This is a genomic window from Elstera cyanobacteriorum (assembly GCF_002251735.1).
Taxonomy (GTDB): domain Bacteria; phylum Pseudomonadota; class Alphaproteobacteria; order Elsterales; family Elsteraceae; genus Elstera; species Elstera cyanobacteriorum.
On record NZ_NOXS01000032.1, the window covers coordinates 432,620 to 455,125 of the forward strand.

Consider the following 22,506-nt stretch of genomic DNA (forward strand, 5'->3'; position numbering starts at 1 on the left):
CACGAACCGATTACGGCTGGCGGACGCGGCCTTCCAGCTTCGGCTGCACTGGCGAGTTCTGCGCGATGAAGGAGGACACGGCGTCTTCCAGGTTCGGGCCGAAATCATACGGGTCGACGGCATTGGTCTTGAAGACCGTGTACCCATCGCCACCCCGACGCATGAAGTCGTTCGTCGCCAGGGCATAAGTCGCGTTCGGATCGAGCGGGGCGAAGCTGCCGTTGCGCTTCACTTCCACCGAAACGATGCGGCTGCCCGCAGGCTTCTTCGGATCCCAGCTATAGCGCAGGTTGGACGACACTTGCGGGAAGCGGCCCTGGTTTTCTTCGACCTTGGAAACGCCGTTTTCCAGCGCGGCGACAACGTCCGACCCTTTCAGCTTCAGCGTCGCAATCGTGTTCTGGAACGGCAGCACGGTCAGCACATGGCCGAGCGTGACCGGGCCTTCGCCGATGGACGCGCGGACGCCGCCGCCGTTCTGAATGGCGAACTCGGTGCCCTTGGATGCCGTGGCCCAGACCAAGGCATCGGCCACGAGATTCCCCATCAAGCACTCGCTCTTGCGGCAAACCGAAGCATCAAGATTGATGGCCGCCGTGCCGACCGGCTTGGCCTTCATCGTCTGGATCGGGGCATCAAGCTTATCGATTTCGGCACGAACAGTCTTATCTTCCGGCACATTGGCGTCGAGCAGGATCGGTTCGCCCTCGTAGGCGGTAACATTGCCCTTGGCGTCGAAGGTCACATCGAGACGGCCGAGGTACTTGCTGTAGGCTTCCGCCGTCACGATCAGGGTCTTATTGACCTTGTTGGCAACAACGATGGGGTACGGGCCTTCGGCTTCCTTGATCTTATTCGACAGCAGCGTATGGGAATGGCCGCCAACAATGACGTCGATCCCCTCCACGTTCTTCGCGATTTCCTGGTCGCGGATCCAGCCGCTATGGGTTAGGGCGATGATTTTGTCGATCCCCAGCGCCTTCAGTTCGGCCACATAGCGCTTAATCGGCGCGTCTTCATGGGCGAAAGCAACGGTCGGCCCGGGGGAGGAGGTGATCGGCGTATCGTCGGTGGTCACGCCGATGATGCCGATCTTCTGGCCGCCACGCTCCACAATGGTATAGGGGCGAATCAGGCCCTGGAGGCGCGGTTCCTTGCTAACATCGGTATTGGCTGACAGCACGGGGAATTTCGTGCCCTTCAGGAAATCGGCCAGCACACCGGGGCCATCGTCGAACTCGTGGTTCCCGAGCGACATCGCGTCGATATCCAGCAGGTTCACTGCCATAAGGTCCGCCTTGCCCTTATAGACCGTATACATCAGCGAACCTTGGAACTGATCGCCCGCATGCAGGAACAGCGTCTGGCCACCGGCGGCCTTCACCTGCTTCGCTATTTCCTGGGCTTGATAGGCGATGCGGGCGACGCCGCCGAAACACTTCTTTTCTTCCTCTTCCTTCGCCGAACAGGTGGTCGAGAAACGGTTGATCGGCAGCAGCCGCGAGTGAACGTCGTTGACGTGCAGGATCGTCAGCTTCAGCGGGGCGGGCGCCTGCTGGGCAACGGCCCCAGCCGATAGAAGCGCGGCGACCGAAACGGTCAGCAAGGAGGTGCGGGTGAAAAGCATGGCGACGTCCGGTCCTTCCCTTAGGTTCGTCCAACCCCGTCACCTTATCGCGAGAAACGATGGCGCCTCAATGACGCGCTGGTGATTTTATGCGGATTCGTTTTTTTCAAAAAAATAACGCACGGGTGTAACCCCATCTCCACTACCGTCGAACTATGGGGCAGACGGTGCTAGCCCGCCCTCGCCAATACCCAATCTTGCGGCGCCGCCGCATTTTTATGGAGACGAAGATGAGCGTGATGACCTCGAAAAAGACCCTGGGCATGGCCTCCATCGCCGGTGCCGTTGCGATGGCCGCCGTCGCTTTCGCCGCCACCCCCGCCGCTGCCCAGGCTAAGGAAAAATGCTTCGGGATCGCCAAGGCCGGTCAGAACGATTGCGCCACCGCCAGCAGCTCCTGCGCCGGGACGTCGAAGGCCGACAACCAGCCGGACGCCTGGAAGTATGTTCCGGCCGGCACCTGCTCTGGCATGGGTGGTTCGCTGCAGCCGAAGAAGGCCTAACACCCAGCGGCGCGGCGGGGGTCGTTATGGATACCCTGGCTTTTAGGCCCCCGCCCGCCCCGGTTGCCGGTTTGACGGCGACCGCTCTCGGCATTGGGTTGCGCGCCGCGCATCATGCGGATGTATCGGCCCGTCTCGCGACGGAAACCCGGCTTCCCGTCGATTTTCTTGAAGTTCATGCCGAAAATTACCTGCACCCCGGCAGCCCGCCGCAAACCTTGCTGCTAGAGTTGGCCGAGCGGGTGCCGATTAGCGTTCACAGCATTGGTCTATCGCTTGGGTCTGCCGATGGTGTGGACTGCATCCACCTCGACCGTTTAGCGGCGCTCGTGGCTGAATGCGGGCCAGTCTTCGTGTCGGATCATCTGGCCTGGTCGCGGGTCGGTGGGCAGTATCTTAACGATCTTCTCCCCCTTCCCTACACATCCGAAGCCTTGGACGTGGTGTGTGCCAATATCGACCGGGTGCAGACCCGGCTGAAGCGCCCGCTTCTCCTCGAAAACCCCTCTACTTACCTGGCCGTTCCAGGCGATTGGCCGGAGGGCGCGTTCATGGCCGAAATCCTGTGCCGGACCGGTTGCGGGCTGTTGCTCGACGTGAACAATATTTATGTTTCCGCCTGCAACCAGGGCCGTACCCCCCTGGATTGGCTTACCGATTATCCCTTGGCGGCCACGGTCGAAATTCACGTCGCAGGCCACGATCTGCGCGAGACGTCCAGGGGTCCGGTGCGGATTGATACCCACGCTGCCCCAGTCTGCCCGGACGTTTGGGCACTGTATCATACGATCATCACCGAGATCGGCCCGCGCCCGACCCTGCTGGAATGGGACGAGGCGATCCCATCGCTCGATGACCTTATTGCCGAAGCCGAGAAAGCCCGCAGCCTTGGGGGGCTGCGGTGAGGCTGGCGGCGTTTCAGGCTGAGTTCGCCGCCTATCTCTGTGGTGCGAGCGAGGCGCCGCCGGTCGATCCCGACCGGGCGACGATCTACCGCAATAATGTTCGCCTGTCGCTGAGTGCCGCGCTCGCCGCGAATTTTCCAGTCACGCAAGCGATGGTGGGCGAGGCCTATTTCCACCAAGCCGCCCGGCGTTTCCTGCGCGATCACCTGCCCCAACGGCCCGATATGGCGGACTATGGCGGGGCGTTCCCGGGGTTCTTAGCGCAACTGCCCGAGGTCGAGGCCTATCCATTCCTGCCCGATGTCGCCCGGACCGAGCGGGCGATGATCGAAGCCTTCCTGGCCCCGCAGGCCCCCGTCCTAACGGCGGCGGCGTTTGCAAGCGTTCCCCCCGATGGGTTTGCCGACCTACGGTTTGCCGCGCATCCAAGCACCCGGCTGGTACGCTCGGCCTATGCCGTCGTTGATCTTTGGGCCGCGCATCAGACGGACCATCCCGATCTCGCCAACCTCGACCCACACCAGCCGCAGGCTATGCTGATCGTCCGCCGGGACGGGCGGATCGAATGGGTCAGCCTTGAGGCGGAGGCTGCAAAATTCACCAGCGCCCTGCTCTCTGGTGAGACGATTGCCGAGGCGGCCCGGCAACTGCCGGAAGACTTCGACCTGACGGATGCGCTGGTGCGGCTTCTGCACGCGGGCGTCTTCACCGGGCTCACCCTGCCCGAAAACCAATAAAAACAAGGAGGCCGCGAATGCCCCTCGCCCTATTAGGCATACTCCGTACCACTCTTGAAACCCGCCTGACCGCGCCGCTGCTGCTGCTGGGGCGCTATATGATGGCGGAGATTTTCTTCCGGGCCGGGCTCGTGAAACTCGCGTCGTTCGAGACGACCGTGGCCTTGTTCCGCGATGAATATCGCACGCCGTTCTTACCCCCCGACATGGCCGCAGTGCTAGCGACGGCGACGGAACTGACCATGCCGGTCTTTCTTCTGCTGGGTTTCGCGACCCGGCTGGCCGCCCTGCCGATGCTGGCGATGACCGCCGTTATCCAATTCACCTACTTCTATCACAGCGAGCATTATTTCTGGGCTTTTGTCCTGCTGACGCTCATCATCCAAGGGCCGGGCGTCTGGTCCATCGACCATTGGCTCCGCCGCCGTTTTGGCTAAAGGGAATCCGCTTATGTCGCTGAAGGCCCAACTGCTCGCTGTCGTGTCCACGCTGACCTTGCTGCTGCTCGCGGCAGCTGGGTTTGCCGCCTTTGACGCTTGGCGCGAACGCGAGCAGCTTGAACGGTCGGTCACGCTCAACCGCACCGCCGATCTTTACACCTGGGCTGCAACCCAATGGGCGGGCGAATTGGCGGCAACCTTGGCTCAGGCAAAGCCCGAGGCCATTGCGATGCGCCGCAGCAATGCCGATATCGGGGCTGACGAAGCGCTGGACGCCACTCAGGCGCTGCTGGGCATGCTTCCTGCCGAGGCCAACGCCCTGGCGATGGCGCGCAAGGTAATCGAAGCCCAGCGCGGCAAGGCCGATGCCGCCAACCGTACCCCTGCCGATCTTCTCCGCCTGTCCGATGGGTTGGCCGATGCCATCGCCCAAGCCCGCAGCCTGCAAGTCGCCCTAACCCGCGCTATCCCGGCGGCCGACCTGATTCTCGCCCAACGCCTGCGCTTAAAGCGCCTGCTGGCTGATGCGACCGCAACCTTAAGCGAAGAGCAAGGGCTGGTTCTCCTGGCCGCACGCGGGGTGGAGGTGCCGAAGCAGCGGATGATGGCCCTGCGCGACATCAATGTCGCCGCCTTTGCCGAAGTGGAGCGGGAAGCCGGCCTCTCCACCCTCGGCCCTGCCGCGCTGGATGCGGTTGCTAAAGCCGCCACCATTTTACGCGGCCCCTATCGTGGCGATATCGATAAAGCGATGGGCGGTAGCGTGATGGCGAATTTCGCCGCGACCGCCGCCACCGCGCTCGATGCCTTATTGGCCATCCAAGAAGCCACCGTCGCCGATACCACGGCCTATGGCGAACAGCGCGCCGGGGTCGCCAATATTCGGTTGATCACGATGCTGGGGCTTACGGCCGTCGGCTTGGGGTTGACCATTCTCTCGATGTGGGTCGTCACCCGCCGCGTTATTGCCCCGCTGCTTCACCTCAGCGGTACGATGCAAACGCTAGCGACCGGCACCTATACCATTACGGTAGACGGTCAGGACCGGCACGACGAAATTGGCGCGATGGCAAAAACCGTCGCCGTCTTCCAGCAAAACGGGCTTGAAAACCAACGGCTTGCTGCGGAAACGGAGCGGTTGCGCGCCTCCGCCGAGGCCGACCGTCGGGCCGCCCTGCATGGTATCGCCGACCGCTTGAAGCAGGAGGTGGGGAGCGTTGTTTCCATCGTTTCCGCCGCCGCCGGTCAAATGACCGCCTCTGCCGAGGGCCTATCGCAGACGGCGGGGACCACGGCGCAACGGTCCGAATCGGTCGCCACCGCCAGCGCCGCCGCCACCGATAATGTGGGCGCCGTTGCCGCCGCCGCTGAAGAACTATCCGCCTCGATTTCGGAAATTGAACGGCAAGTGACCCATTCCACCGGCATTGCCGCCCAAGCGGTTAACCGCGCTACGGCGACGAATGAAACCGTGCAGGGCCTCGCCGAAGCCGCCGAGCGTATTGGCGAAGTCGTGCGCCTGATTGGGGAAATTGCCGGGCAAACGAACCTTCTGGCCCTCAATGCCACCATCGAAGCCGCGCGCGCCGGGGAAGCCGGTAAGGGCTTTGCTGTCGTCGCCACCGAAGTTAAGAACCTTGCCGCGCAGACCGCGCGCGCGACGGAGGAGATCAGCGCCCAGATCGCCAATATCCGCGCGACCACCGATGAAACCGTCGATGCCATCCTCGGTATCGGGCGGGTCATTGGCGAGATGGACAATATCACACGGATGATCGCCGAAGCCGTCGCCAGCCAAAGCGCCGCGACCGATGATATTGCCCGCAATGTCCAGGCGGCAGCGCATGGAACCCGCTCCGTCTCCGAAACCATTGGCGATGTCACCCATCTCGCCCGCGATACCGGCTCTGCCGCCGCCGATTTGCTGGTTGCCAGCCGCGAGGTTACGCGCCAGTCCGACCAACTGCGGCAGGGGGTAGACCGGTTCCTCGCCGATTTGACGGCGGTTTAGGAAGCGACTAATCAGCCAACCGCGTCCCTGGCGGGGCGGCTTGGCCGAGCAGCCAGGAACGAAAGCGCCGCAGCGTCGGGTGATCGGCGCGGGCCGGGGGATAGGCGAGAGCATAGGTGCCAGGGCGGGAAAGACCGCGCGGAAATAGCACTTCCAGCCGCCCCGACGCCAAATCGGGTTCGATGAGAAAGCGCGGTACCAGCGCGGCGCCAAGCCCGTGAACGGCGGCTTCTGCCAAGGTCAGAAAATGTTCAAACCGAAACCCGGGCGCGGCCAACCCGGTACCGGACAGGCCGCCCGCCGTAAACCAATCGGCCCAGGCCTGCGGGCGGGTGGAGAGTTCGAGGCGCGGCACGGAGAGCAAATCCGCCTCCTCCCGAATGCCGAAGCGGTGGCGAAAGCGCGGACTGGCGACCGGCACGACGGTTTCCCCAAACAAAGGATCGAGATGCGCCCCCGGCCACGGGCGCGGCCCGGCGTGGATGGCGGCATCCACGCCACTGCCGATGAAATCGAACGGCTCGATATGGGTCACCAGATTAAGCCGCAGTTTTGGAAACCGCGCGTGAAAATCCGGTAAACGCGGCACCAGCCAGCGGGTAGCGAAACTGGGGAGCACCGCCAGGGTCAGGCTTTGGCCCGCGTCCGCTGCCGTCGCGCAAGCGCGCAGCAGGTCGGTGAGCAGCGGCGCCACCTCCGTCACCAGCCGCCGCCCGGCTTCCGTTGGCGCGATGCGTTGGCGCACCCGGTCGAACAGGGTTACGCCCAGCGCGGCTTCCACTTGGCCGATTTGGCGGCTCACGGCGCTTTGCGTTAACCCCAGGCGTTGCGCCGCCGCCGAAACCGACCCGAGTTCCGCCGCCAGCACCACCGCCTGCAATCCGGGAAGCGTCGGCAAAGCCATTCTTTATTCCATTCTCGCATCAACCTAGGCCAGATTGATGCTATCCCCCACCGAACAGATGCGCAATGCTCCGCCCATCGAGTTTTCGGGAGGACAGGATGTCGATTCTGGTTACGCTGGTCAGCCGGGTTCTGGGTGCGGAAAAGGCGCAGGCCCTGGTCGATACGCTCTATATTCACCCCGCCCTGCTGGCCGAAGACGGGCCGCGCGTTAGCCGCGCCGTCATGGCACAGGCGCTGAACATGGTGTTGTTCGACGATCTGCTGATCCGCGTCCCCGCCGCCGCCGCCTATATCGCCGATAAGCGCAAACTCGGCGAGAAAAGCGTGCACGATCATGGCGCCGTCCGCACCGTCGATGGCCCGGTCACCGGCGCGCTGCCGCGCGGTCAGGCCGCCCTCGTGCGCCTGCTGACCCCGCTTGGGTACCGCCAGAACGGCCACTATCCGCTGGACCGGCTGAAGATGACCGGGCGTTCCTACGCCCAGGTCGATTTCCCGGAAGACATTGCGCAGTTCTTCGTTTCGGAACTGCATGTGGACCGTTTTTCCCCGGCGTTCGGGCAGGCGGTCGCCAATGTGCTGCAAGACAGCGTCGATCCCCTGGATACGACCAGCGCTGCCACCCTTGCAGCGTTCGAGCGGGAGGGGGCTGTCGATCTCGATGCCGCCGTCGCCACCCTGCCGGTGATCGCCCGCTGCTTCGACGTGCATCACCCGGCGCCGACGCTGGCCGACTATGAGGTGCTGAAGGCCGAATCCGCCGAAATGGCCTGGATCGCCACCGAAGGGAATGCCTTCAACCATGCCACCGACCGGGTGCCCGATGTCGATGCGCTGTCGGCCCAGCAGAAGGCGCTAGGCCGCCCGATGAAGGATCTGGTCGAAGTCTCCGCTTCCGGCCGCGTTCGCCAAACCGCTTTCCGCGCCGCCCAGGTGATGCGCCCCTTCCGTGATGCCAGCGGCGCCCTTGTGCAAAAGGAAGTCCCCGGCTCGTTCTACGAGTTCATCACCCGCGACCAGATGACCGATGAAACCACCGGCGGCAAGCGCCTAGACCTCGGCTTCGATAGCTCGAACGCGCAAGGCATCTTTAAGATGACGGCGGCGGCGCAGTAATCCTGCGCAAGCAATTTTTGCCTAGATTGACCCCGGGCCGAAACGGTCGCTATGGTTGCACCCTAGTTTCCGTTTTGCCCGGTTTTTCCCTTTGAGCACCGAAACCTTCAGCCCGCGCTATCGCGACCTTGATGCGTGGAACCCCGACGAAATCCTCGGTGCGCTGCTGGATAGCCAATTCTGCGCCGTTGCGGCTGTGAATGCCGCATTGAACCCGTTGGAACGCGCCTGCGTCGGCATCGCCGAGCGGCTGCGCCAGGGCGGGCGGATCGTCTATGTCGGCGCGGGCACCTCGGGCCGCATCGCCGTGCAAGATGGGGCGGAACTGCCGCCGACCTTCGATTGGCCGCGCGACCGGGTGGTTTTCATTGTCGCGGGCGGGATGAGCGCGCTGGTACAATCGGTCGAGGGGGCCGAGGATAACCGCGCCGCCGCTATCGCCGCGATTGAGGAGGAAGAGATCGGCCCGGAAGATTCGGTGATCGGTCTCGCCGCCTCCGGTACCACCCCTTTCACCGTCGCCGCCATTCAAGCCGCCCGCCAACGGGGCGCGCTGACCGTCAGCATTGCCAACAATGCCGATTCGCCGTTGCTGCACGCCGCCGATTATCCGGTGCTGCTCGACACCGGGCCGGAAGTGCTGGCCGGATCGACGCGGCTGAAGGCGGGCACCGCCCAGAAAATCGCCCTCAACCTTATTTCGACCACCGTGATGATCCAGCTTGGCCGGGTCTATGACGGCATGATGGTCGATATGATCGCAGCGAACGAAAAGCTGCGCCGCCGGTCGGAACGCATGCTGCAACGGCTGACCGATGCGCCGCTCGACCGGATTCAGGCCGCGCTCGACGCCGCCAACGGTAAGGTGAAGCTCGCCCGGCTGCTGCTGGAAGGGCTGCGCGTTTCAGAAGCCGTAACGCTGCTAGAGGCCCACGACGGCCACCTGCGCCCGGCCCTCGCGGCCGTTAACGCGCGGAAGAAATAGCGGGAGCGCGGAATGAACCGCGCCCCTGGTTAAGCAATATCAGCCTTCGATCACGTCAATCGTATGGGTGATCTCCGCCGTCTTCCCCAGCATGATGGAGGCGGAACAGTATTTTTCTGCCGATAGGTCCACCGCCCGCTGCACCGCACTCAGCGGCAGGTTCTTGCCGACGACGCGGAAATGCAGATGGATCTTGGTGAAAACCTTCGGATCGGTCTCCGCCCGCTCCGCCTCGATGCCGATCTGGCAGTCGGTCACCGCATGGCGGCCTTTTTCGAGGATCATCACCACGTCAAAGGCCGTGCAGCCGCCCATACCGATCAGCAGCATTTCCATGGGGCGCGGGCCAAGGTTACGGCCCCCGGCTTCGGGGGCCCCATCCATGACGACCGCATGCCCCGTGCCGGATTCGGCGAGGAAGGTTCGGGCTTCTACCCAGGTGATTTTCGCTTTCATGCTGCTGCTCCTGCCGACGCCGCACGGGGCAGCAACCGGGTCACCACATTGCGGATCATCGCCGGACCGGCGCCCGCACCGAAGGACATGATCGATTCCGGGTGGAACTGCACGCCCGCCACCGGCAGGCTCTTATGCTCCACCGCCATGATCACCCCGTCTGCCGTGCGCGCCGTTACCCTAAAGTCGGCGGGCAGGCTTACCGGATCGGCAAACAGCGAGTGATAGCGGCCAATGGTCACTTCCTCCGGCAGTCCGGCGAACAGCGCACCACCGGTATCGACGGTAACGGCGCTGGGCTTGCCGTGAACCGGCTCATCAAGCTGCCCCAGCGCGCCGCCAAAGGCTTCGACCATCCCCTGCATCCCAAGGCAGACGCCGAACACCGGTACATCCGCCTCAACCGCCTGCTGCACCAAGCCCGGCACGCCGAATTGTTCGGGGCGACCCGGGCCGGGCGACAGCACCACCAAATCCCAGCCGCCCGCCGCCAGCGCCGTCGGCGCATGAGTATAGCGCAGCGTGGTAACAGCGGCGCCGGTCTGGCGGAAGTAATCGGCCAAGGTCAGCACGAAACTATCTTCGCAATCGACGATCAGAATCTTGCGATTGACCGGCGGCAGCGGTTCGGCGACAGCCGGACCATTGTTCCCCTGCTTCACCGCCAGGATCGCCTTACGGCTGGCGGCCCCTTTCAGAATGGTTTCGCGTTCTTCCGCCTCGGGATCGCTATCATAGAGCAGCGTCGCGCCAACACGGATTTCGGCGATCTGATCCTTCAGGCGAATCGTGCGCAACGTCAGGCCGGTATTGAGGTTGCCGTCGAAACTCAGGCGCCCAACAGCGCCGCCGTACCAACGGCGCGGGCTGGCCTCGTTTTCCTCAATAAAGCGGACGGCCCACCGCTTCGGCGCGCCGGTTACCGTCACAGCCCACGTATGGGTCAGGAAAGCGTCCAGCGCATCGCAATCGGGGCGAAGGGTGCCTTCGACGTGATCGACCGTATGGATAAGATGGCTGTACAGCTCGATCTGGCGCCGCCCGATGACCTTGACCGACCCCGGCACGCAAACGCGGGCCTTATCGTTGCGGTCAACGTCGGTACACATCGTCAACTCCGACTCGTCTTTTTTCGAGTTCAGCAGCTCGCGGATGCGTTCGGCATCTTCAATCGCGTCGCGACCGCGCGCGATGGTGCCGGAAATCGGGCAGGTTTCCACCCGGCGCCCTTCGACGCGCACATACATTTCCGGCGAGGCGCCGACGAGATATTCACCGTCGAGGTTGAAGAGGAACCCATAGGGGCTGGGGTTGATCTTGCGCAGGGCGCGGAACAAATCGCCCGGGCGCGCGTCGCATTCTTCAAAGAAGGTCTGGCCCGGCACCACTTCGAACAGATCACCGCGCTGGAAGTAGGGCAGCGCTTTGCGGACTAGGTCGGCATAGCCGCCCGCCGGAAAGTCCGACGCCTGCACCGGCTTTCGCTGGCTCCCGCGATAATCAATCTGCGCCGTCTCGCGCGGCAAGCCCGCCGTATTCAGCGTTGCTCCCGCCACTGTCCCGGCGAAATCATAGGTAAAGCGCAGGGCCTGACCGCGCTGATTATCGACGATGACCAGTTCGTCCGGCAGATACAGCACCATATCGCGCTGATCGTCCGGGCGCGGGCGCAAGCGTTCCACGGGCTCGAACTGATAGATGAGATCGTAGCCGAAGGCGCCATAAAGGCCGAGATGCTCGTCCTCGTCGCTTTTAAACGCCTCCAGCAAGGCACGCACGACCGAAAAAGCCGATGGCTGCTGCGAGCGCTCTTCTTCCGCGAATTTCAGCGGCAACGGGATCACCGCCCCGTCGATGCGGTCTTCGGCCACCGAAAGCGCGGTCAGATGCGGATGGTTTTCCAGCGCCGGACGGACGAAGCGCAACAGCAGCTTGCCGCGCGCATTCAACGCCGTCAGCGTAAACACCCGCCCGATGGTAGTGACTTCCAGCGGCGGATTGGCAAACCCCAGGCTCCAGCGCTTATAGCGGCCCGGATACTCATAGGCGGACGACAGCAGCGCGCCACGCTGGCTATTGAGCTGATCAATCAGCCCATCAATCGCGGTATCGAACGGGATTTCGGCGACGGTGCGGGTGATAGTCACGCCGCCGTTCGTCGTATAGACGAACGGGGTAGCAGTCTTGGACATGGCTTATGCGTCCTTTACGCAGAATACGGTGTTTTGACGGAATGCTGGCTGAAAAATCACGCAAAAGCGCCGACGCGGAAACATTCCGCCCGGTGGGTTTGCGTCAGCAGCGACGCCATCGACCCGTTATTCTGTGCAGGCTCACAGCCCCGATCCTTTCGTGCAGTCCGACCAACGCTTCCGTCGGCCCCTAAAATACCCCTAGCATCGACCGGCGCCCGGAACAAGGGGAGTTTCGCGAACATTCTACCCCGAATATCGCTTGACTCATTGGTGTTACCGGATATTGTGCGCTCCTCTTTTGGGCGATCCCTAGACTTAGGACCGAGAATCATGGCTAAGCCGACTTCCCTGCTGATCAAACTCGTCAGCACCGCGGACACGGGCTTCTACTACGTGACGAAGAAGAACCCGCGTAAGACCACGAATAAGCTGGAACTGAAGAAGTACGATCCGGTTGTGCGTAAGCACGTCGTGTTCCGCGAAGCGAAGATTAAGTAATCTGCGCCGCGATAGCGGTGCTGATACTGAAAACGCCGGTCTGTGACCGGCGTTTTTCGTTTCTGAAGACTAAAAAATACGCTTACGAGGTGGCAGGCACCGAGGCTTCGACACGGTTACGCCCGCCCTGCTTCGCGCGATACATAGCTTCATCGGCCCGGCGCAACAGGTCGGAACCCGAGACTTCCCCAGGGTCGGAAACGGCAACGCCGATACTGATGGTGACCGGCAGTTCGCCCGCCGCGGTCACGGTAAAGGGATCGTCTTCCATCCGCGTCCGCAGCCGTTCGGCGACCTTCAAGGCGACATCAATGCCGGTATCGGGCATGACGACGACGAACTCCTCGCCGCCGATGCGGGCGATCATATCGAAATGCCGCAACGACCGGCGCATGCGGTTGGCGAATTCCACCAGCACCTCATCCCCCGCCGCGTGGCCGTAGGTATCGTTGAGGCGCTTGAAATGGTCGATATCGCAGAAAGCCACCGATAGCGGTTTGCGCGCGTCATTGGCATTGCGCATCATCTGATCGAGATGCACATCTAGATAACGGCGATTATAAACGCCGGTCAGCGCATCGGTGGACGCTAGCGCGATGCTTTCTTCGAAATTGGCGCGCAAGCGGGTTTGATAGCGGCGGCGGCGGATTTGCGTGCGCACCCGCGCCTGCAACTCCTGCCGTTCCAGCGGGCGCATCACGTAATCATTGACGCCGAGGTCGAGCGCCTTGGCGATCTTGCCAATATCTTCCTCATCCTCTGCCAGCAGCAGGATCGGCAGCGACCGCACGCTTTCGTTGACGTGGGAGCGAATCTGGCTGCACAAGCGCAGCGCGTCGCCTTCCATCAAGGTCAGCGAAATAATGGCCAGATCGAAGACATTGCTGTTAACCGCCTGCAACGCGCCTTCGGTGCTATGGATCGTCGCAATCGAATGACGATCAACCTTCAGGATGTTGACGATATTTTCGGCGTCGATGGTGCTTTCTTCCACCACCAGGATCCGCCCTTCCGTCGCCACTTCCTGGCTCATCACTGGCGCTGGCGCGGCCAGCCCCAGGCGCGACGAGGTTTCTTCCCGCACCCGCCACGCATCCATCAGGTTCTTAAGGCGGATCAGGGAGCGAACGCGGGCAAACAGCGGCACATCACGCACCGGCTTCGACAGGAAATCATCGGCCCCGGCCTGGAGGCCACGTACCCGGTCCGCTGTATCGGACAGCGCCGTCACCATAATCACGGGGATATGGGCGGTCAGCGGGTCTTCTTTCAGCTTCTCGCAGACCTTGAACCCGTCCATCCCGGGCATCATCACGTCAAGCAGAATAAGATCAGGGGATTGGCTGCGGGCAAGTTCCAGCGCCGTCGGCCCATTTTCCGCCGAAATCACGTCATAATATTCGCTCGTCAGTTTGGCTTCGAGCAGTTTGATATTCGGCAGAATATCATCAACGACGAGGATGCGGCCCGGCATTAGACCTTAACCCAAAAAACGCTGAACGGTCTCAAGGAAGTTCGCGACCGAAATCGGCTTGGCGATATAAGCCTCGCACCCTCCCTCACGGATTTTTTCTTCATCGCCCTTCATCGCAAAAGCGGTTACGGCGATGATGGGTATCGCCCGAAGATTTTCATCCTGCTTGATCCATTTGGTAACTTCAAGGCCGGACACCTCTGGAAGTTGAATGTCCATTAGGATCAGATCGGGCCGCTCTTCGCGGGCAATGCGCAGGGCTTCCATACCGTCGCGCGACTGTAGGATACGGTATCCCCGTGCCTCCAACAGATCGTGGAACAGTTTCATATTCAGTTCGTTATCTTCAACGATGAGAACGGTCTTCATCGACGTTTACCGAAGCCTCCCGGTGCTGGGGCACGACGCCCCCGCAGCCCTTTTGGCACTCTAGCGACTCGCAAGACGCAAAGAAACCATAACCTTAACCTTCACTGAGACTATGCTGCCGCAATGATCGGCCCTACCCCCCTTAGCGGCTTCTGCCGCGACTGTCTGGCCCACCCCCTGCCCGCCCCGCCGGAGGGAACGGGCCAGCGTTTTCGCTGCCCTGCCTGCGGGTCGCCCCGCTTGAAGTTTCATCCCGAATGGGACCGGCTGACCATCGCGCATATCGACTGTGATGCGTTTTATGCATCGGTGGAAAAGCGGGACCGGCCCGATCTGCGCCATCGGCCGGTCATCGTCGGCGGGGGCGAGCGCGGGGTGGTCTCCGCCGCCTGCTATGTCGCCCGCGCTGCCGGGGTCCGCTCGGCGATGCCGATGGGTCAGGCCCTACGCCTATGCCCGGATGCAACGGTCTTTCGCCCGCAGATGAGTAAATATGCCACCATCAGCCGCGCCCTGCGCCACCGCTTTCTGGCACTCACCCCACTGGTGGAACCGCTGGCTTTGGACGAGGCCTTTCTCGACCTGACCGAGCCCGCCCAACGCAGCGGCATTCCTGCCGCCCTGCTGCTGGCCAATTTGGCGCGGGAGGTCGAGGCCAATCTGGGCATTACCCTGTCCATCGGTCTCGGCCCCAATAAGCTGCTGGCGAAAATTGCGTCGGACCTCGATAAACCCCGCGGCTTCGCCCTGATCGGCGCGGCGGAGGCGGCGGATTTTCTGGCGCCAAAGCCGGTCACGCTGCTGTGGGGCGTCGGCAAGGCCCTCGCCGCCGCTCTAGAACGCGAGGGCATTCGCACCATCGGTGATCTGGCGGCACGCCCGCCGATCTGGGTCGCGAAACGCTTTGGGCAGGTCGGCTTGCGGCTGGCGGACTTTGCCCAAGGCCGCGACCGGCGGCGGGTGACGCCCGACCGCCCGACCAAGAGCATTTCTGCCGAAACGACCTTTCGAAAAGACCGCACCCGCGTTGAAGATTTGGTCGAAGCCCTGTTGCCGCTCGCCGAAACCGTCGCCCGGCGGCTTCAAGCGGCGGATAAGCTGGCAGCCGGGGTGACGATTAAGCTAAAATCGGCGGATTTCGTGCAGCGCACGCGATCCACGGTTCTAGCGCCCCCGGTTCAAGACGCCGAAGCCCTGTGGGAGGCTGCCGCCGCCTTGATCCGGGCCGATAATCCGGTCGGAAACTTCCGGCTGATCGGCCTTGGCTGCGACCGGCTGATCGACGGCCATACCGGCGAACCCGACCTGCTGACTGAGGTTACGAACATTTAGGCGCGGTGAGCGGTTCCACCTTCAGCAGCTTCGCTTTCACGGCAAAGGAGCCATAATCGAGCGACATGCTGCGCGACACGCCGTTTTCCAGCAGGTCGGTACCGAGTTCATAGTCCGGTAGCTCTTCGCCCTGGGTGCGCGGATCGACTCCCGTCGAGTCGGGGAAAAACGCCATGCGCATCGCCCACGACCGGCCCTTCAACAGGGGATTCGCTTCCTTACTATCGCCCGGGCGGACTTGACCAATTGCCGCCGCCACCGTCGAGGCCCCTTCGACCGAGCCGCCGTCGAATACAGGCCGAACTAGGAAGTTTTGACCGGCTTTCGCGGCTTCAATCAGCGCAATCGTGTGGGCTGAGGGGAAAAGCGCGTCTTTGGGCAGCGGAAACCGGGCGCTCTCGGGCGCGGTGAAGCGTGCGGTGCCGCGTTTGCCTTTCGGCAATTGCGCAGTGCCGCGAATTTCCTCGTCCGCTTCGCCGTTGCTAAGCTTCTTAACCTCAAAGCGATAGCGCTGGCCATTTTTGGCTTCCCAGGACACAAGACTAATCTGAAGTTCCGAATCGTCGGCATCGGTATAGGACAGGCGCAGCTTATAGCGCTGCTCCACCGCCCAACCGTCGCAGGTATCGGCCCACTCGAAATAAAGTTGCCCGCCGGCCCCGACAATCCCGGAGCCGCTTTGACTATGGTCAAGCGCCAGGGAATAGAGCGCCCGATGCGGCTGGATCGGCGAAGCGGCCACCGCCGCCCCGGCGCTACCCATCAGCGCGGCGACAGTGAACGACACAAAGGCGGCACGGACCATTCGCAACCCTTTTCTCCACGGACTATGACACAGCCCGTATCCCGTCAATATGGCATAGTTTTGACGGATCGCCAGTTTCATCAGCGCTTATTCAGCCCCGCCTTCAGTAAGGCCGCTGCCAAGGCCCCGCCCCCAGCGGCGGGTTGTGGGGCAGGCTTGCCGCCCCCTGCGCGGGCTGGCGTCCCAGAGCGCGGGGCCGGATCGCGCGGCCCGGCAGCCCGGGGCGCCGCCGACCGGGGGGCAGCGCCGCCATCCGCCGGGTCATCAAGCCGCATGGTCAGGCCGACGCGCTTACGCTTCAGATCGACCTCCAGCACCTTGACCCGGACCACTTGCCCCGGCTTCACCACCTCGCGCGGATCTTTAACAAAGCGGCTGGCGAGGGCAGAGACATGGACCAGCCCGTCCTGATGTACGCCGATATCGACGAACGCCCCGAAGGCCGCGACATTGGTGACGACGCCTTCCAGCAGCATGCCGGGTTGCAGGTCTTTCAGTTCCTCCACCCCTTCTTTGAAGGTGGCGGTCTTGAATTCCGGGCGCGGGTCGCGGCCCGGCTTATCGAGCTCGCGCAGAATATCCTGCACCGTCGGCAGACCGAAGCGGTCGTCGGCAAAGCTCGCCGGATTAAGACCGCGTAGCGTCGCGCTATCGCCAATCAGCTCCGTCACCGGTTTCGCGACGGTCTGGGCGATCTTGCGCACCACAGGATAGGCTTCCGGGTGAACGGCGGAAGCATCGAGCGGTTCGTCCCCACCCCGGATGCGCAGGAAGCCCGCCGCCTGTTCAAAGGCCTTCGGCCCCAGTCGGGCGATTTCCTTCAACTGATTGCGATTGCGGAAAGCGCCCTGGGCGTCGCGCCACGCAACGATATTGCGGGCTAGGGTCTCGTTCAGCCCCGACACCCGCGTCAGCAGCGGCACGGAAGCGGTATTGAGATCGACGCCAACGCCGTTCACGCAATCTTCCACCACGGCATCAAGCGCGCGGGACAGTTTGGTTTCGCTGATGTCGTGCTGATACTGGCCGACGCCGATAGATTTCGGGTCGATCTTGACCAATTCGGCCAACGGGTCCTGGAGGCGCCGCCCGATGGAGATCGCGCCTCGGATCGAAACATCGATGCTGGGGAATTCCTGACTGGCGAAGGCTGAGGCGGAATAGACCGACGCCCCGGCTTCCGACACCATCACCTTTGTCGCCTTCAAGGCCGGGAAGCGGCTGAGCAGATCGGCGGCGAAGCGGTCCGTTTCTCGGCTCGCAGTGCCATTGCCAATGGCGATCAACTGCACGTCGTGCTTCTGGCACAGGGCCGCGACGAGATTAATCGCTTCTTCGTACCGCCGCTGCGGCTCGTGCGGGTAGATCGTCGCCGTATCCAGGAGTTTGCCCGTGGCATCGACGACCGCAACCTTGGTCCCCGTGCGGAACCCCGGATCGAGCGCCAGCGTCGGGCGCATCCCGGCGGGGGCGGCCAGCAGCAGATCGCGCAGGTTCCCGGCGAAAACCCGGATCGCCTCGTCCTCCGCCCCTTCGAACAGCCGATTCATCAGGTCGAGTTCCAGATGGACGGAGACTTTCACCCGCCAGCACCAGCGTGCCACATCCAGCAGCCACGCATCCGCCGGGCGCCCTTGGGCGGCGATGCCGACATGGGCGGCAATCCGCGCTTCGCACGGCCCCATCTGGCCGGGCGCCGGTTCTTCCGCCAACCCCAGCGTGACCGTCAGCACCTCTTCCTTGCGGCCCCGGAACAGCGCCAGCGCGCGGTGCGAGGGGATTTGCTTAATCGGTTCGGCATAATCGAAATAGTCGGAGAATTTTGCCCCCGCCTCTTCTTTCCCTGCGATAGCCTTGGCGCGGATGACGCCATTGTCCCAGAGGAAGCTGCGCAAGCTGCCAACCAGCTCGGCATCTTCGGCAAAGCGTTCGATCAGGATTTGCTTGGCACCCTCCAGCGCCGCCTTTCCATCGGCCACGCCCTTTTCGGCATCCACGAAAGCGGCGGCTTCGGTTTCTGGCGTGCGCGTGGGATCGGCCAAAAGCAGATCGGCCAGCGGCTCCAGCCCGGCTTCCTTGGCAATCTGCGCCTTGGTGCGACGCTTCGGTTTGTAGGGGAGATAAAGGTCTTCTAGCCGGGCCTTGGTATCAGCGAGGGTAAACTGCCCCAACAGCTCGTCGGTCAGCTTGCCCTGTTCGCGGACGGAGGCGATGACCGCCTCCCGCCGTTCATCAAGCTCGCGCAGGTAGCGCAGCCGCTCTTCCAGCGTGCGCAGTTGAATATCGTCCAAGCCGCCGGTGGCTTCCTTGCGATAGCGCGCGATGAAAGGAACCGTAGAACCGCCGTCGAGCAGGGCGACCGTTGCCGCCACTTGCTCCACCCGAACCGCTAGTTCCGCCGCAAGGCGCTGATCGATGGAAAGACCCATTCCGAACCCTCTTCGCTAACTCTCGAACCCACTAGCCCCAGCGATGCGGTTCTTTCGTCCTTAAGCTGGCCGATGCCAGTAGGACGAACAAGCTGCATGCGGTAGGACATAAAAATAGGCCCGCAGGCGTAGCAACCCCCCGCGCCCGTGACTAGGGACAAAAAGCGGCGGGTTCGGAAGGAATCCCGGTATTACGATTCAACCGGACGGACAACGAGGTTGCGGATGAAAATATCGCGCACCGCGCCCTCACGCAGTAACTCGTTGGATTTACGCACCATCATCTCGCGTAAATAGTCGGTATTGTCGATATTTTCCGGCCCGGCGCGGGTGGCGAGGGCGGACATCGTATTAATGTAGAGATCAATCAGCCGTGGGCGCGATTGCAGCACGATCTTCAGCGGGGCGCCATCGCGGGTTTCGAGGGTCAGCTTGTAGGTGCGCATTTCGGCGGGGGCATTATTGCGGATGATGGAAATCGTAATATCCTCCATCTCCACAAACATTTGCTTCCCGGCTTCGCCTTCGAACTGCTGCTTTTCAAGGTAGCGGATCAAATAAAAACCGCCCGCAATGCCGCCCCCGATGCAGATCAGCATCAGAAAGCTGAGGATCATCCGCAAACCGCCGCGCATCGCCGTTCCTTTCGCCCGTCGAGGCCTTCTGCCCCGCTTTAAAAATGCCGAAACCCGGCCTGCCCAATCGGCAAGCTGTTGCCTGCCCGATCGCGCATCCGAACCCCAGCCCCCGCCGTGCAACGCCCCACAATCGTGATTGGCACACCACTTGCCCGCGCGGCTTCATCCAGCATAGCAGCTTTTTGCGGCGAAATCGTTAGGGCGATTTCATAATCATCGCCGCCGGTGACGAGATCGGCCAGCGAAAACCCGGCCACAGGCCGCCGCGCCGCCGACGAGAGCGGAATCGCCGCAGCGTCTAACACAATCTCAACCCCAGAGGTTTGGGCAATATGGCCGAGGTCGGCGATCAGCCCATCGGAAATATCGACCGCCGCCGACGCCTCGCCCCGCAATCGGGCCAAAGTGTCGCAGCGCGGCGAGGGGCGCCAGTAGCGTTCGGTGAGGTCGGCGGCGTCCCACTCCGAGAGACCCCAGGCGTTAATTAGGGCGGGATCGCTCAGCAGCCGATAGCCCAACCAAGCGTCGCCAATGGTTCCGGTGACCGCCACCAGATCACCAACCTGCGCCCCTGCCCGGCGGATTGCCTGACCTTTCGGCACGCTGCCAAAAACGGTGACGGAAAAGCTGAGCGGCCCCGCCGTTCTAACCGTATCGCCCCCGGCAAGATTGATCCCAAGGGCCGCCTGTTCCCGGGCAAGGCCGGAGGAAAACCGCGCAAGCCAGGCGCTATCGACAGCATCGGTCCAGAAGGTCGCCAGCGTGTAGGCCAGCGGCTCGGCCCCCATCGCCGCTAGGTCGGAAACCGAGCTACGGAGAATCTTAGCGGCGATCAGCGCAGGATCGGCCCCGCCGAAGAAATGCACATCGGCGACCTGGGCATCGGTCGAAACCACCAACTCCCGCCCAGGACCGGGATCGAGCAAAGCGGCGTCATCAGTCAGCCCCAAAGCGCCGGTAAACCCCGCCGCCAAGGGGGCAAAATAGCGGGCGATCCGCTCGAATTCTCCGCCCGCCGTCATCGCTGTCTACGAAAACTCGCTCTCGCGGATCGACCGGGCCACCTTGTCCAGCATCCCATTGACCATCCCCGGCTCCTTCCCGCCGAAGAAAGCATGGGCGACATCGACATATTCGGTGATCACGACGCGCGCCGGAACGTCCAGCATGACCATTAATTCGGTGATGCCGACGCGCAGGATAGAGCGCAGCACCGGATCGATCCGCTCGATCGTCCAACCTTCCGATAGGTTGGCAGAAATGATGGTATCGGTTTCGGCCACCCGTTCCGCCGCCGCATCGACGAGATTGGCGAACAGCGTCTCGTCGGTGTTTTCCTCAAGGAAGCTGGCGCGGAAATCCAGCAGCAGGCGCGGCACCGCGACCTTATTGAAATCTTGCTGGAACAGCGCCTGCACGGCGGCGATACGCGCCTGCTGGCGCGGCGTAATATGGTCGGCCTTCGGTTTCTTGTCGCTCATGATGCCTTACGCCACCCGAAATTGACGGCGCAATTCGACCATGCGCAGCACGGCTTTCGCCACCTCGCCGCCCTTGTCCTTGCGGTCGCGGCGGGCGCGCGCCCAGGCTTGATCGTCGTTTTCGACGGTCAGCACGCCGAAACCGACCGCAGCGCCGTGACGCAGGGCGATATCCTGCATCCCGCGCGCGCTTTCGGTACAGACATAATCATAATGGGTGGTTTCGCCGCGAATGACGCAGCCGAGGCCCAGGAACCCGTCGTAGGGCTTCGTCAGCGTCCCCGCCTTGCCCGCGCGCAGGGCGAATTCCACCGCCGCCGGAATTTCGAAGGCCCCCGGCACTGCGATCCGGTCGAAGGTCGCCCCCGCCGCCGTCAGCGCCGCAATCGCGCCCGCCGCCAGTTCATCGGCGATATCCTCGTAGAACCGAGCTTCGACAATCAGAATATGGGGCTGGCTCATAGCGGCGCGTTCCGGCTTTCGTTAGGCTGAGGTCAAGGGGCGATGACCTACGATCGTTAGACCGTAGCCGTCAAGCCCGACGATAGTTTTCGGCGAATTCGTCAGCAGTTCCATGTCCCGCACGCCAAGATCGAGCAGGATTTGCGCCCCGACGCCATAATCCCGCAAGGCCGTGCCGCTCTTACCCCGGTCGGCACGCAACCGGTCCGACAGGCTGGTCGGGCTGGGTTCGCGGATCAGCACGATCACGCCGCGCCCGATCTCGCCAATCGCCCGCATCGCCGCCTGCAAATCGCCGGAATGGGTGGAGCGCGTATCGCCCAACACGTCTTCTAAGATCGACAGGGCGTGCATGCGCACCGGCACCGGCCCACCCTGGGTTAGATCGCCCTTCACCAAGGCGATATGTTCGGCATAGGCCACCGTATTGCGGTAGACGACCAAGCGGAACTGACCACCGTGGACCGAATCGAACAGGGTTTCGGTGATCGGCTGCACCAGCTTTTCCCGCCGCCGCCGCCATTCGATGAGGTCGGCGATGGTGCCAACCTTCAGCCCGTGGGTTTGGGCGAATTTCACGAGGTCCGGCAGGCGGGCCATCGTGCCGTCGTCATTCATGATTTCGCAGATCACGCCCGCCGGGGTCCGGCCCGCAAGGCGCGCGATATCCACCGCCGCTTCCGTATGCCCAACGCGCACCAGCACGCCGCCGTCGCGCGCGACCAGGGGGAAGACGTGACCGGGGGTGACGATATCCTCGCGCCCCTTGGTCGGATCAATGGCAACTGCCACCGTCTGCGCCCTGTCGGCGGCAGAAATCCCGGTCGAAACGCCCTCGCGCGCTTCGATGGAAACGGTGAAGGCCGTTTGGTGCCGGGTGCCGTTCTGCTGAGCCATCAGCGGCAAGCCGAGTTCTTCCACCCGCTTACGGTTCATCGCGAGGCAAATCAACCCACGCCCGTATTTGGCCATAAAGTTGATCGCGTCCGGCGTTGCCGCATCGGCGGGGATGACGAGATCACCCTCGTTTTCGCGGTCTTCGTCATCGACGAGAATGAACATGCGGCCTTGCCGCGCGTCTTCGATCAGTTCGTCGATGGAGGAGAGGATTTCGAGATCATGGACCTTACGCATCAA

At 62.9% G+C, this 22,506-nt stretch carries 22 protein-coding genes; 9 read left to right on the forward strand and 13 right to left on the reverse strand.

Annotated features, from left to right (window positions below; all coding sequences use genetic code 11):
- Positions 1–10 precede the first annotated feature (10 nt).
- On the reverse strand, positions 11–1,627 hold the full coding sequence (locus tag CHR90_RS11275; protein WP_094409090.1) for a bifunctional metallophosphatase/5'-nucleotidase: 1,617 nt from the start codon (positions 1,625–1,627) through the stop codon (positions 11–13).
- Between the two features lie 230 nt (positions 1,628–1,857).
- Between CHR90_RS11275 and CHR90_RS11280 the strand changes: the two genes are divergently transcribed.
- The 5 genes from CHR90_RS11280 to CHR90_RS11300 are packed head-to-tail and all read left to right on the forward strand — an operon-like array spanning position 1,858 to position 6,223.
- The gene (locus tag CHR90_RS11280; RefSeq protein WP_337955482.1) at positions 1,858–2,130 is read left to right on the forward strand and encodes a BufA1 family periplasmic bufferin-type metallophore; all 273 of its coding nucleotides are present in this window, start codon (positions 1,858–1,860) and stop codon (positions 2,128–2,130) included.
- Between the two features lie 26 nt (positions 2,131–2,156).
- Positions 2,157–3,035 (forward strand): MNIO family bufferin maturase, encoded by an 879-nt coding sequence (bufB, locus tag CHR90_RS11285; protein ID WP_094409091.1) that lies wholly within the window; start codon positions 2,157–2,159, stop codon positions 3,033–3,035.
- Complete coding sequence (locus tag CHR90_RS11290) at positions 3,032–3,772, forward strand: HvfC/BufC N-terminal domain-containing protein (RefSeq protein WP_094409092.1); 741 nt, start codon at positions 3,032–3,034, stop codon at positions 3,770–3,772. Before bufB ends, CHR90_RS11290 begins: the two co-directional genes overlap by 4 nt.
- A gap of 17 nt (positions 3,773–3,789) precedes the next feature.
- Complete coding sequence (locus CHR90_RS11295; protein WP_094409093.1) at positions 3,790–4,209, forward strand: DoxX family protein; 420 nt, start codon at positions 3,790–3,792, stop codon at positions 4,207–4,209.
- A gap of 13 nt (positions 4,210–4,222) precedes the next feature.
- On the forward strand, positions 4,223–6,223 hold the full coding sequence (locus CHR90_RS11300) for a methyl-accepting chemotaxis protein (RefSeq protein ID WP_094409094.1): 2,001 nt from the start codon (positions 4,223–4,225) through the stop codon (positions 6,221–6,223).
- Positions 6,224–6,230: 7 nt separating this feature from the next.
- Here the strand turns inward: CHR90_RS11300 and CHR90_RS11305 are convergent, their stop codons facing one another.
- Positions 6,231–7,127: a LysR family transcriptional regulator gene (locus tag CHR90_RS11305; RefSeq protein WP_094409095.1), complete on the reverse strand. Its 897-nt coding sequence runs from the start codon at positions 7,125–7,127 to the stop codon at positions 6,231–6,233.
- 98 nt (positions 7,128–7,225) lie between these two features.
- Here CHR90_RS11305 and CHR90_RS11310 point away from each other — a divergent pair, with 98 nt between their 5' ends.
- On the forward strand, positions 7,226–8,245 hold the full coding sequence (locus CHR90_RS11310; RefSeq protein WP_094409096.1) for a DUF1338 domain-containing protein: 1,020 nt from the start codon (positions 7,226–7,228) through the stop codon (positions 8,243–8,245).
- A gap of 91 nt (positions 8,246–8,336) precedes the next feature.
- Positions 8,337–9,230, forward strand: coding sequence for an N-acetylmuramic acid 6-phosphate etherase (locus CHR90_RS11315; protein WP_094409097.1), 894 nt, complete (start codon positions 8,337–8,339; stop codon positions 9,228–9,230).
- A 39-nt stretch (positions 9,231–9,269) separates the two neighbouring features.
- Here the strand turns inward: CHR90_RS11315 and CHR90_RS11320 are convergent, their stop codons facing one another.
- Both CHR90_RS11320 and CHR90_RS11325 read right to left on the reverse strand, forming a co-directional pair.
- On the reverse strand, positions 9,270–9,686 hold the full coding sequence (locus CHR90_RS11320; RefSeq protein ID WP_094409098.1) for an OsmC family protein: 417 nt from the start codon (positions 9,684–9,686) through the stop codon (positions 9,270–9,272).
- On the reverse strand, positions 9,683–11,878 hold the full coding sequence (locus CHR90_RS11325; RefSeq protein ID WP_094409099.1) for an anthranilate synthase: 2,196 nt from the start codon (positions 11,876–11,878) through the stop codon (positions 9,683–9,685). The genes CHR90_RS11320 and CHR90_RS11325 overlap by 4 nt, the downstream gene beginning before the upstream one ends.
- A 333-nt stretch (positions 11,879–12,211) precedes the next feature.
- On the opposite strand from CHR90_RS11325, the gene rpmG reads away from it, so the two are divergent.
- Positions 12,212–12,379 (forward strand): 50S ribosomal protein L33, encoded by a 168-nt coding sequence (rpmG, locus tag CHR90_RS11330; protein ID WP_045777624.1) that lies wholly within the window; start codon positions 12,212–12,214, stop codon positions 12,377–12,379.
- Between the two features lie 82 nt (positions 12,380–12,461).
- Here the strand turns inward: rpmG and CHR90_RS11335 are convergent, their stop codons facing one another.
- Together CHR90_RS11335 and CHR90_RS11340 are read right to left on the reverse strand one after the other, a co-directional pair.
- Positions 12,462–13,853, reverse strand: coding sequence for a PleD family two-component system response regulator (locus tag CHR90_RS11335; RefSeq protein ID WP_094409100.1), 1,392 nt, complete (start codon positions 13,851–13,853; stop codon positions 12,462–12,464).
- A 6-nt stretch (positions 13,854–13,859) separates the two neighbouring features.
- Positions 13,860–14,222 carry a response regulator gene (locus CHR90_RS11340; RefSeq protein ID WP_094409101.1) on the reverse strand — a complete coding sequence of 121 codons (363 nt, stop codon included), beginning with the start codon at positions 14,220–14,222 and terminating at the stop codon, positions 13,860–13,862.
- A 123-nt stretch (positions 14,223–14,345) separates the two neighbouring features.
- Between CHR90_RS11340 and CHR90_RS11345 the strand changes: the two genes are divergently transcribed.
- Complete coding sequence (locus CHR90_RS11345; protein ID WP_094409102.1) at positions 14,346–15,554, forward strand: DNA polymerase IV; 1,209 nt, start codon at positions 14,346–14,348, stop codon at positions 15,552–15,554.
- Here CHR90_RS11345 and CHR90_RS11350 read toward each other — a convergent pair.
- The 7 genes from CHR90_RS11350 to ribB form a co-directional block, all read right to left on the reverse strand.
- Positions 15,541–16,359 carry a cell envelope integrity EipB family protein gene (locus CHR90_RS11350; RefSeq protein ID WP_170941376.1) on the reverse strand — a complete coding sequence of 273 codons (819 nt, stop codon included), beginning with the start codon at positions 16,357–16,359 and terminating at the stop codon, positions 15,541–15,543. The two genes, CHR90_RS11345 and CHR90_RS11350, sit on opposite strands and share 14 nt — an antisense overlap.
- A gap of 80 nt (positions 16,360–16,439) precedes the next feature.
- Positions 16,440–18,788, reverse strand: a complete 2,349-nt coding sequence (locus CHR90_RS11355; RefSeq protein ID WP_094409104.1) for a Tex family protein — start codon at positions 18,786–18,788, stop codon at positions 16,440–16,442.
- A gap of 191 nt (positions 18,789–18,979) precedes the next feature.
- Positions 18,980–19,423 carry a hypothetical protein gene (locus CHR90_RS11360; RefSeq protein WP_141210930.1) on the reverse strand — a complete coding sequence of 148 codons (444 nt, stop codon included), beginning with the start codon at positions 19,421–19,423 and terminating at the stop codon, positions 18,980–18,982.
- Between the two features lie 38 nt (positions 19,424–19,461).
- Positions 19,462–20,448 (reverse strand): thiamine-phosphate kinase, encoded by a 987-nt coding sequence (thiL, locus tag CHR90_RS11365; RefSeq protein WP_094409106.1) that lies wholly within the window; start codon positions 20,446–20,448, stop codon positions 19,462–19,464.
- Positions 20,449–20,454: 6 nt separating this feature from the next.
- On the reverse strand, positions 20,455–20,907 hold the full coding sequence (nusB, locus tag CHR90_RS11370; RefSeq protein WP_094409107.1) for a transcription antitermination factor NusB: 453 nt from the start codon (positions 20,905–20,907) through the stop codon (positions 20,455–20,457).
- 6 nt (positions 20,908–20,913) lie between these two features.
- Complete coding sequence (ribH, locus tag CHR90_RS11375; RefSeq protein WP_094409108.1) at positions 20,914–21,369, reverse strand: 6,7-dimethyl-8-ribityllumazine synthase; 456 nt, start codon at positions 21,367–21,369, stop codon at positions 20,914–20,916.
- A gap of 21 nt (positions 21,370–21,390) precedes the next feature.
- Entirely contained in the window at positions 21,391–22,503 is a 1,113-nt protein-coding gene (ribB, locus tag CHR90_RS11380; protein WP_094409109.1) for a 3,4-dihydroxy-2-butanone-4-phosphate synthase, read from the reverse strand.
- Positions 22,504–22,506 lie beyond the last annotated feature (3 nt).

Bases quoted from the DNA above. Each gene is read 5' to 3' on its own strand.
- CHR90_RS11310 (WP_094409096.1), top strand. From the start codon at position 7,226: ATGTCGATTCTGGTTACGCTGGTCAGCCGGGTTCTGGGTGCGGAAAAG.
- CHR90_RS11340 (WP_094409101.1), bottom strand. From the start codon at position 14,222: ATGAAGACCGTTCTCATCGTTGAAGATAACGAACTGAATATGAAACTG.
- thiL (WP_094409106.1), bottom strand. From the start codon at position 20,448: ATGACGGCGGGCGGAGAATTCGAGCGGATCGCCCGCTATTTTGCCCCC.
- bufB (WP_094409091.1), top strand. From the start codon at position 2,157: ATGGATACCCTGGCTTTTAGGCCCCCGCCCGCCCCGGTTGCCGGTTTG.
- CHR90_RS11280 (WP_337955482.1), top strand. From the start codon at position 1,858: ATGAGCGTGATGACCTCGAAAAAGACCCTGGGCATGGCCTCCATCGCC.
- nusB (WP_094409107.1), bottom strand. From the start codon at position 20,907: ATGAGCGACAAGAAACCGAAGGCCGACCATATTACGCCGCGCCAGCAG.
- CHR90_RS11305 (WP_094409095.1), bottom strand. From the start codon at position 7,127: ATGGCTTTGCCGACGCTTCCCGGATTGCAGGCGGTGGTGCTGGCGGCG.
- CHR90_RS11355 (WP_094409104.1), bottom strand. From the start codon at position 18,788: ATGGGTCTTTCCATCGATCAGCGCCTTGCGGCGGAACTAGCGGTTCGG.
- CHR90_RS11360 (WP_141210930.1), bottom strand. From the start codon at position 19,423: ATGCGCGGCGGTTTGCGGATGATCCTCAGCTTTCTGATGCTGATCTGC.
- CHR90_RS11345 (WP_094409102.1), top strand. From the start codon at position 14,346: ATGATCGGCCCTACCCCCCTTAGCGGCTTCTGCCGCGACTGTCTGGCC.
- ribB (WP_094409109.1), bottom strand. From the start codon at position 22,503: ATGCGTAAGGTCCATGATCTCGAAATCCTCTCCTCCATCGACGAACTG.
- CHR90_RS11350 (WP_170941376.1), bottom strand. From the start codon at position 16,359: ATGGTCCGTGCCGCCTTTGTGTCGTTCACTGTCGCCGCGCTGATGGGT.
- rpmG (WP_045777624.1), top strand. From the start codon at position 12,212: ATGGCTAAGCCGACTTCCCTGCTGATCAAACTCGTCAGCACCGCGGAC.
- CHR90_RS11300 (WP_094409094.1), top strand. From the start codon at position 4,223: ATGTCGCTGAAGGCCCAACTGCTCGCTGTCGTGTCCACGCTGACCTTG.
- CHR90_RS11295 (WP_094409093.1), top strand. From the start codon at position 3,790: ATGCCCCTCGCCCTATTAGGCATACTCCGTACCACTCTTGAAACCCGC.
- CHR90_RS11320 (WP_094409098.1), bottom strand. From the start codon at position 9,686: ATGAAAGCGAAAATCACCTGGGTAGAAGCCCGAACCTTCCTCGCCGAA.
- CHR90_RS11335 (WP_094409100.1), bottom strand. From the start codon at position 13,853: ATGCCGGGCCGCATCCTCGTCGTTGATGATATTCTGCCGAATATCAAA.
- CHR90_RS11325 (WP_094409099.1), bottom strand. From the start codon at position 11,878: ATGTCCAAGACTGCTACCCCGTTCGTCTATACGACGAACGGCGGCGTG.
- ribH (WP_094409108.1), bottom strand. From the start codon at position 21,369: ATGAGCCAGCCCCATATTCTGATTGTCGAAGCTCGGTTCTACGAGGAT.
- CHR90_RS11275 (WP_094409090.1), bottom strand. From the start codon at position 1,627: ATGCTTTTCACCCGCACCTCCTTGCTGACCGTTTCGGTCGCCGCGCTT.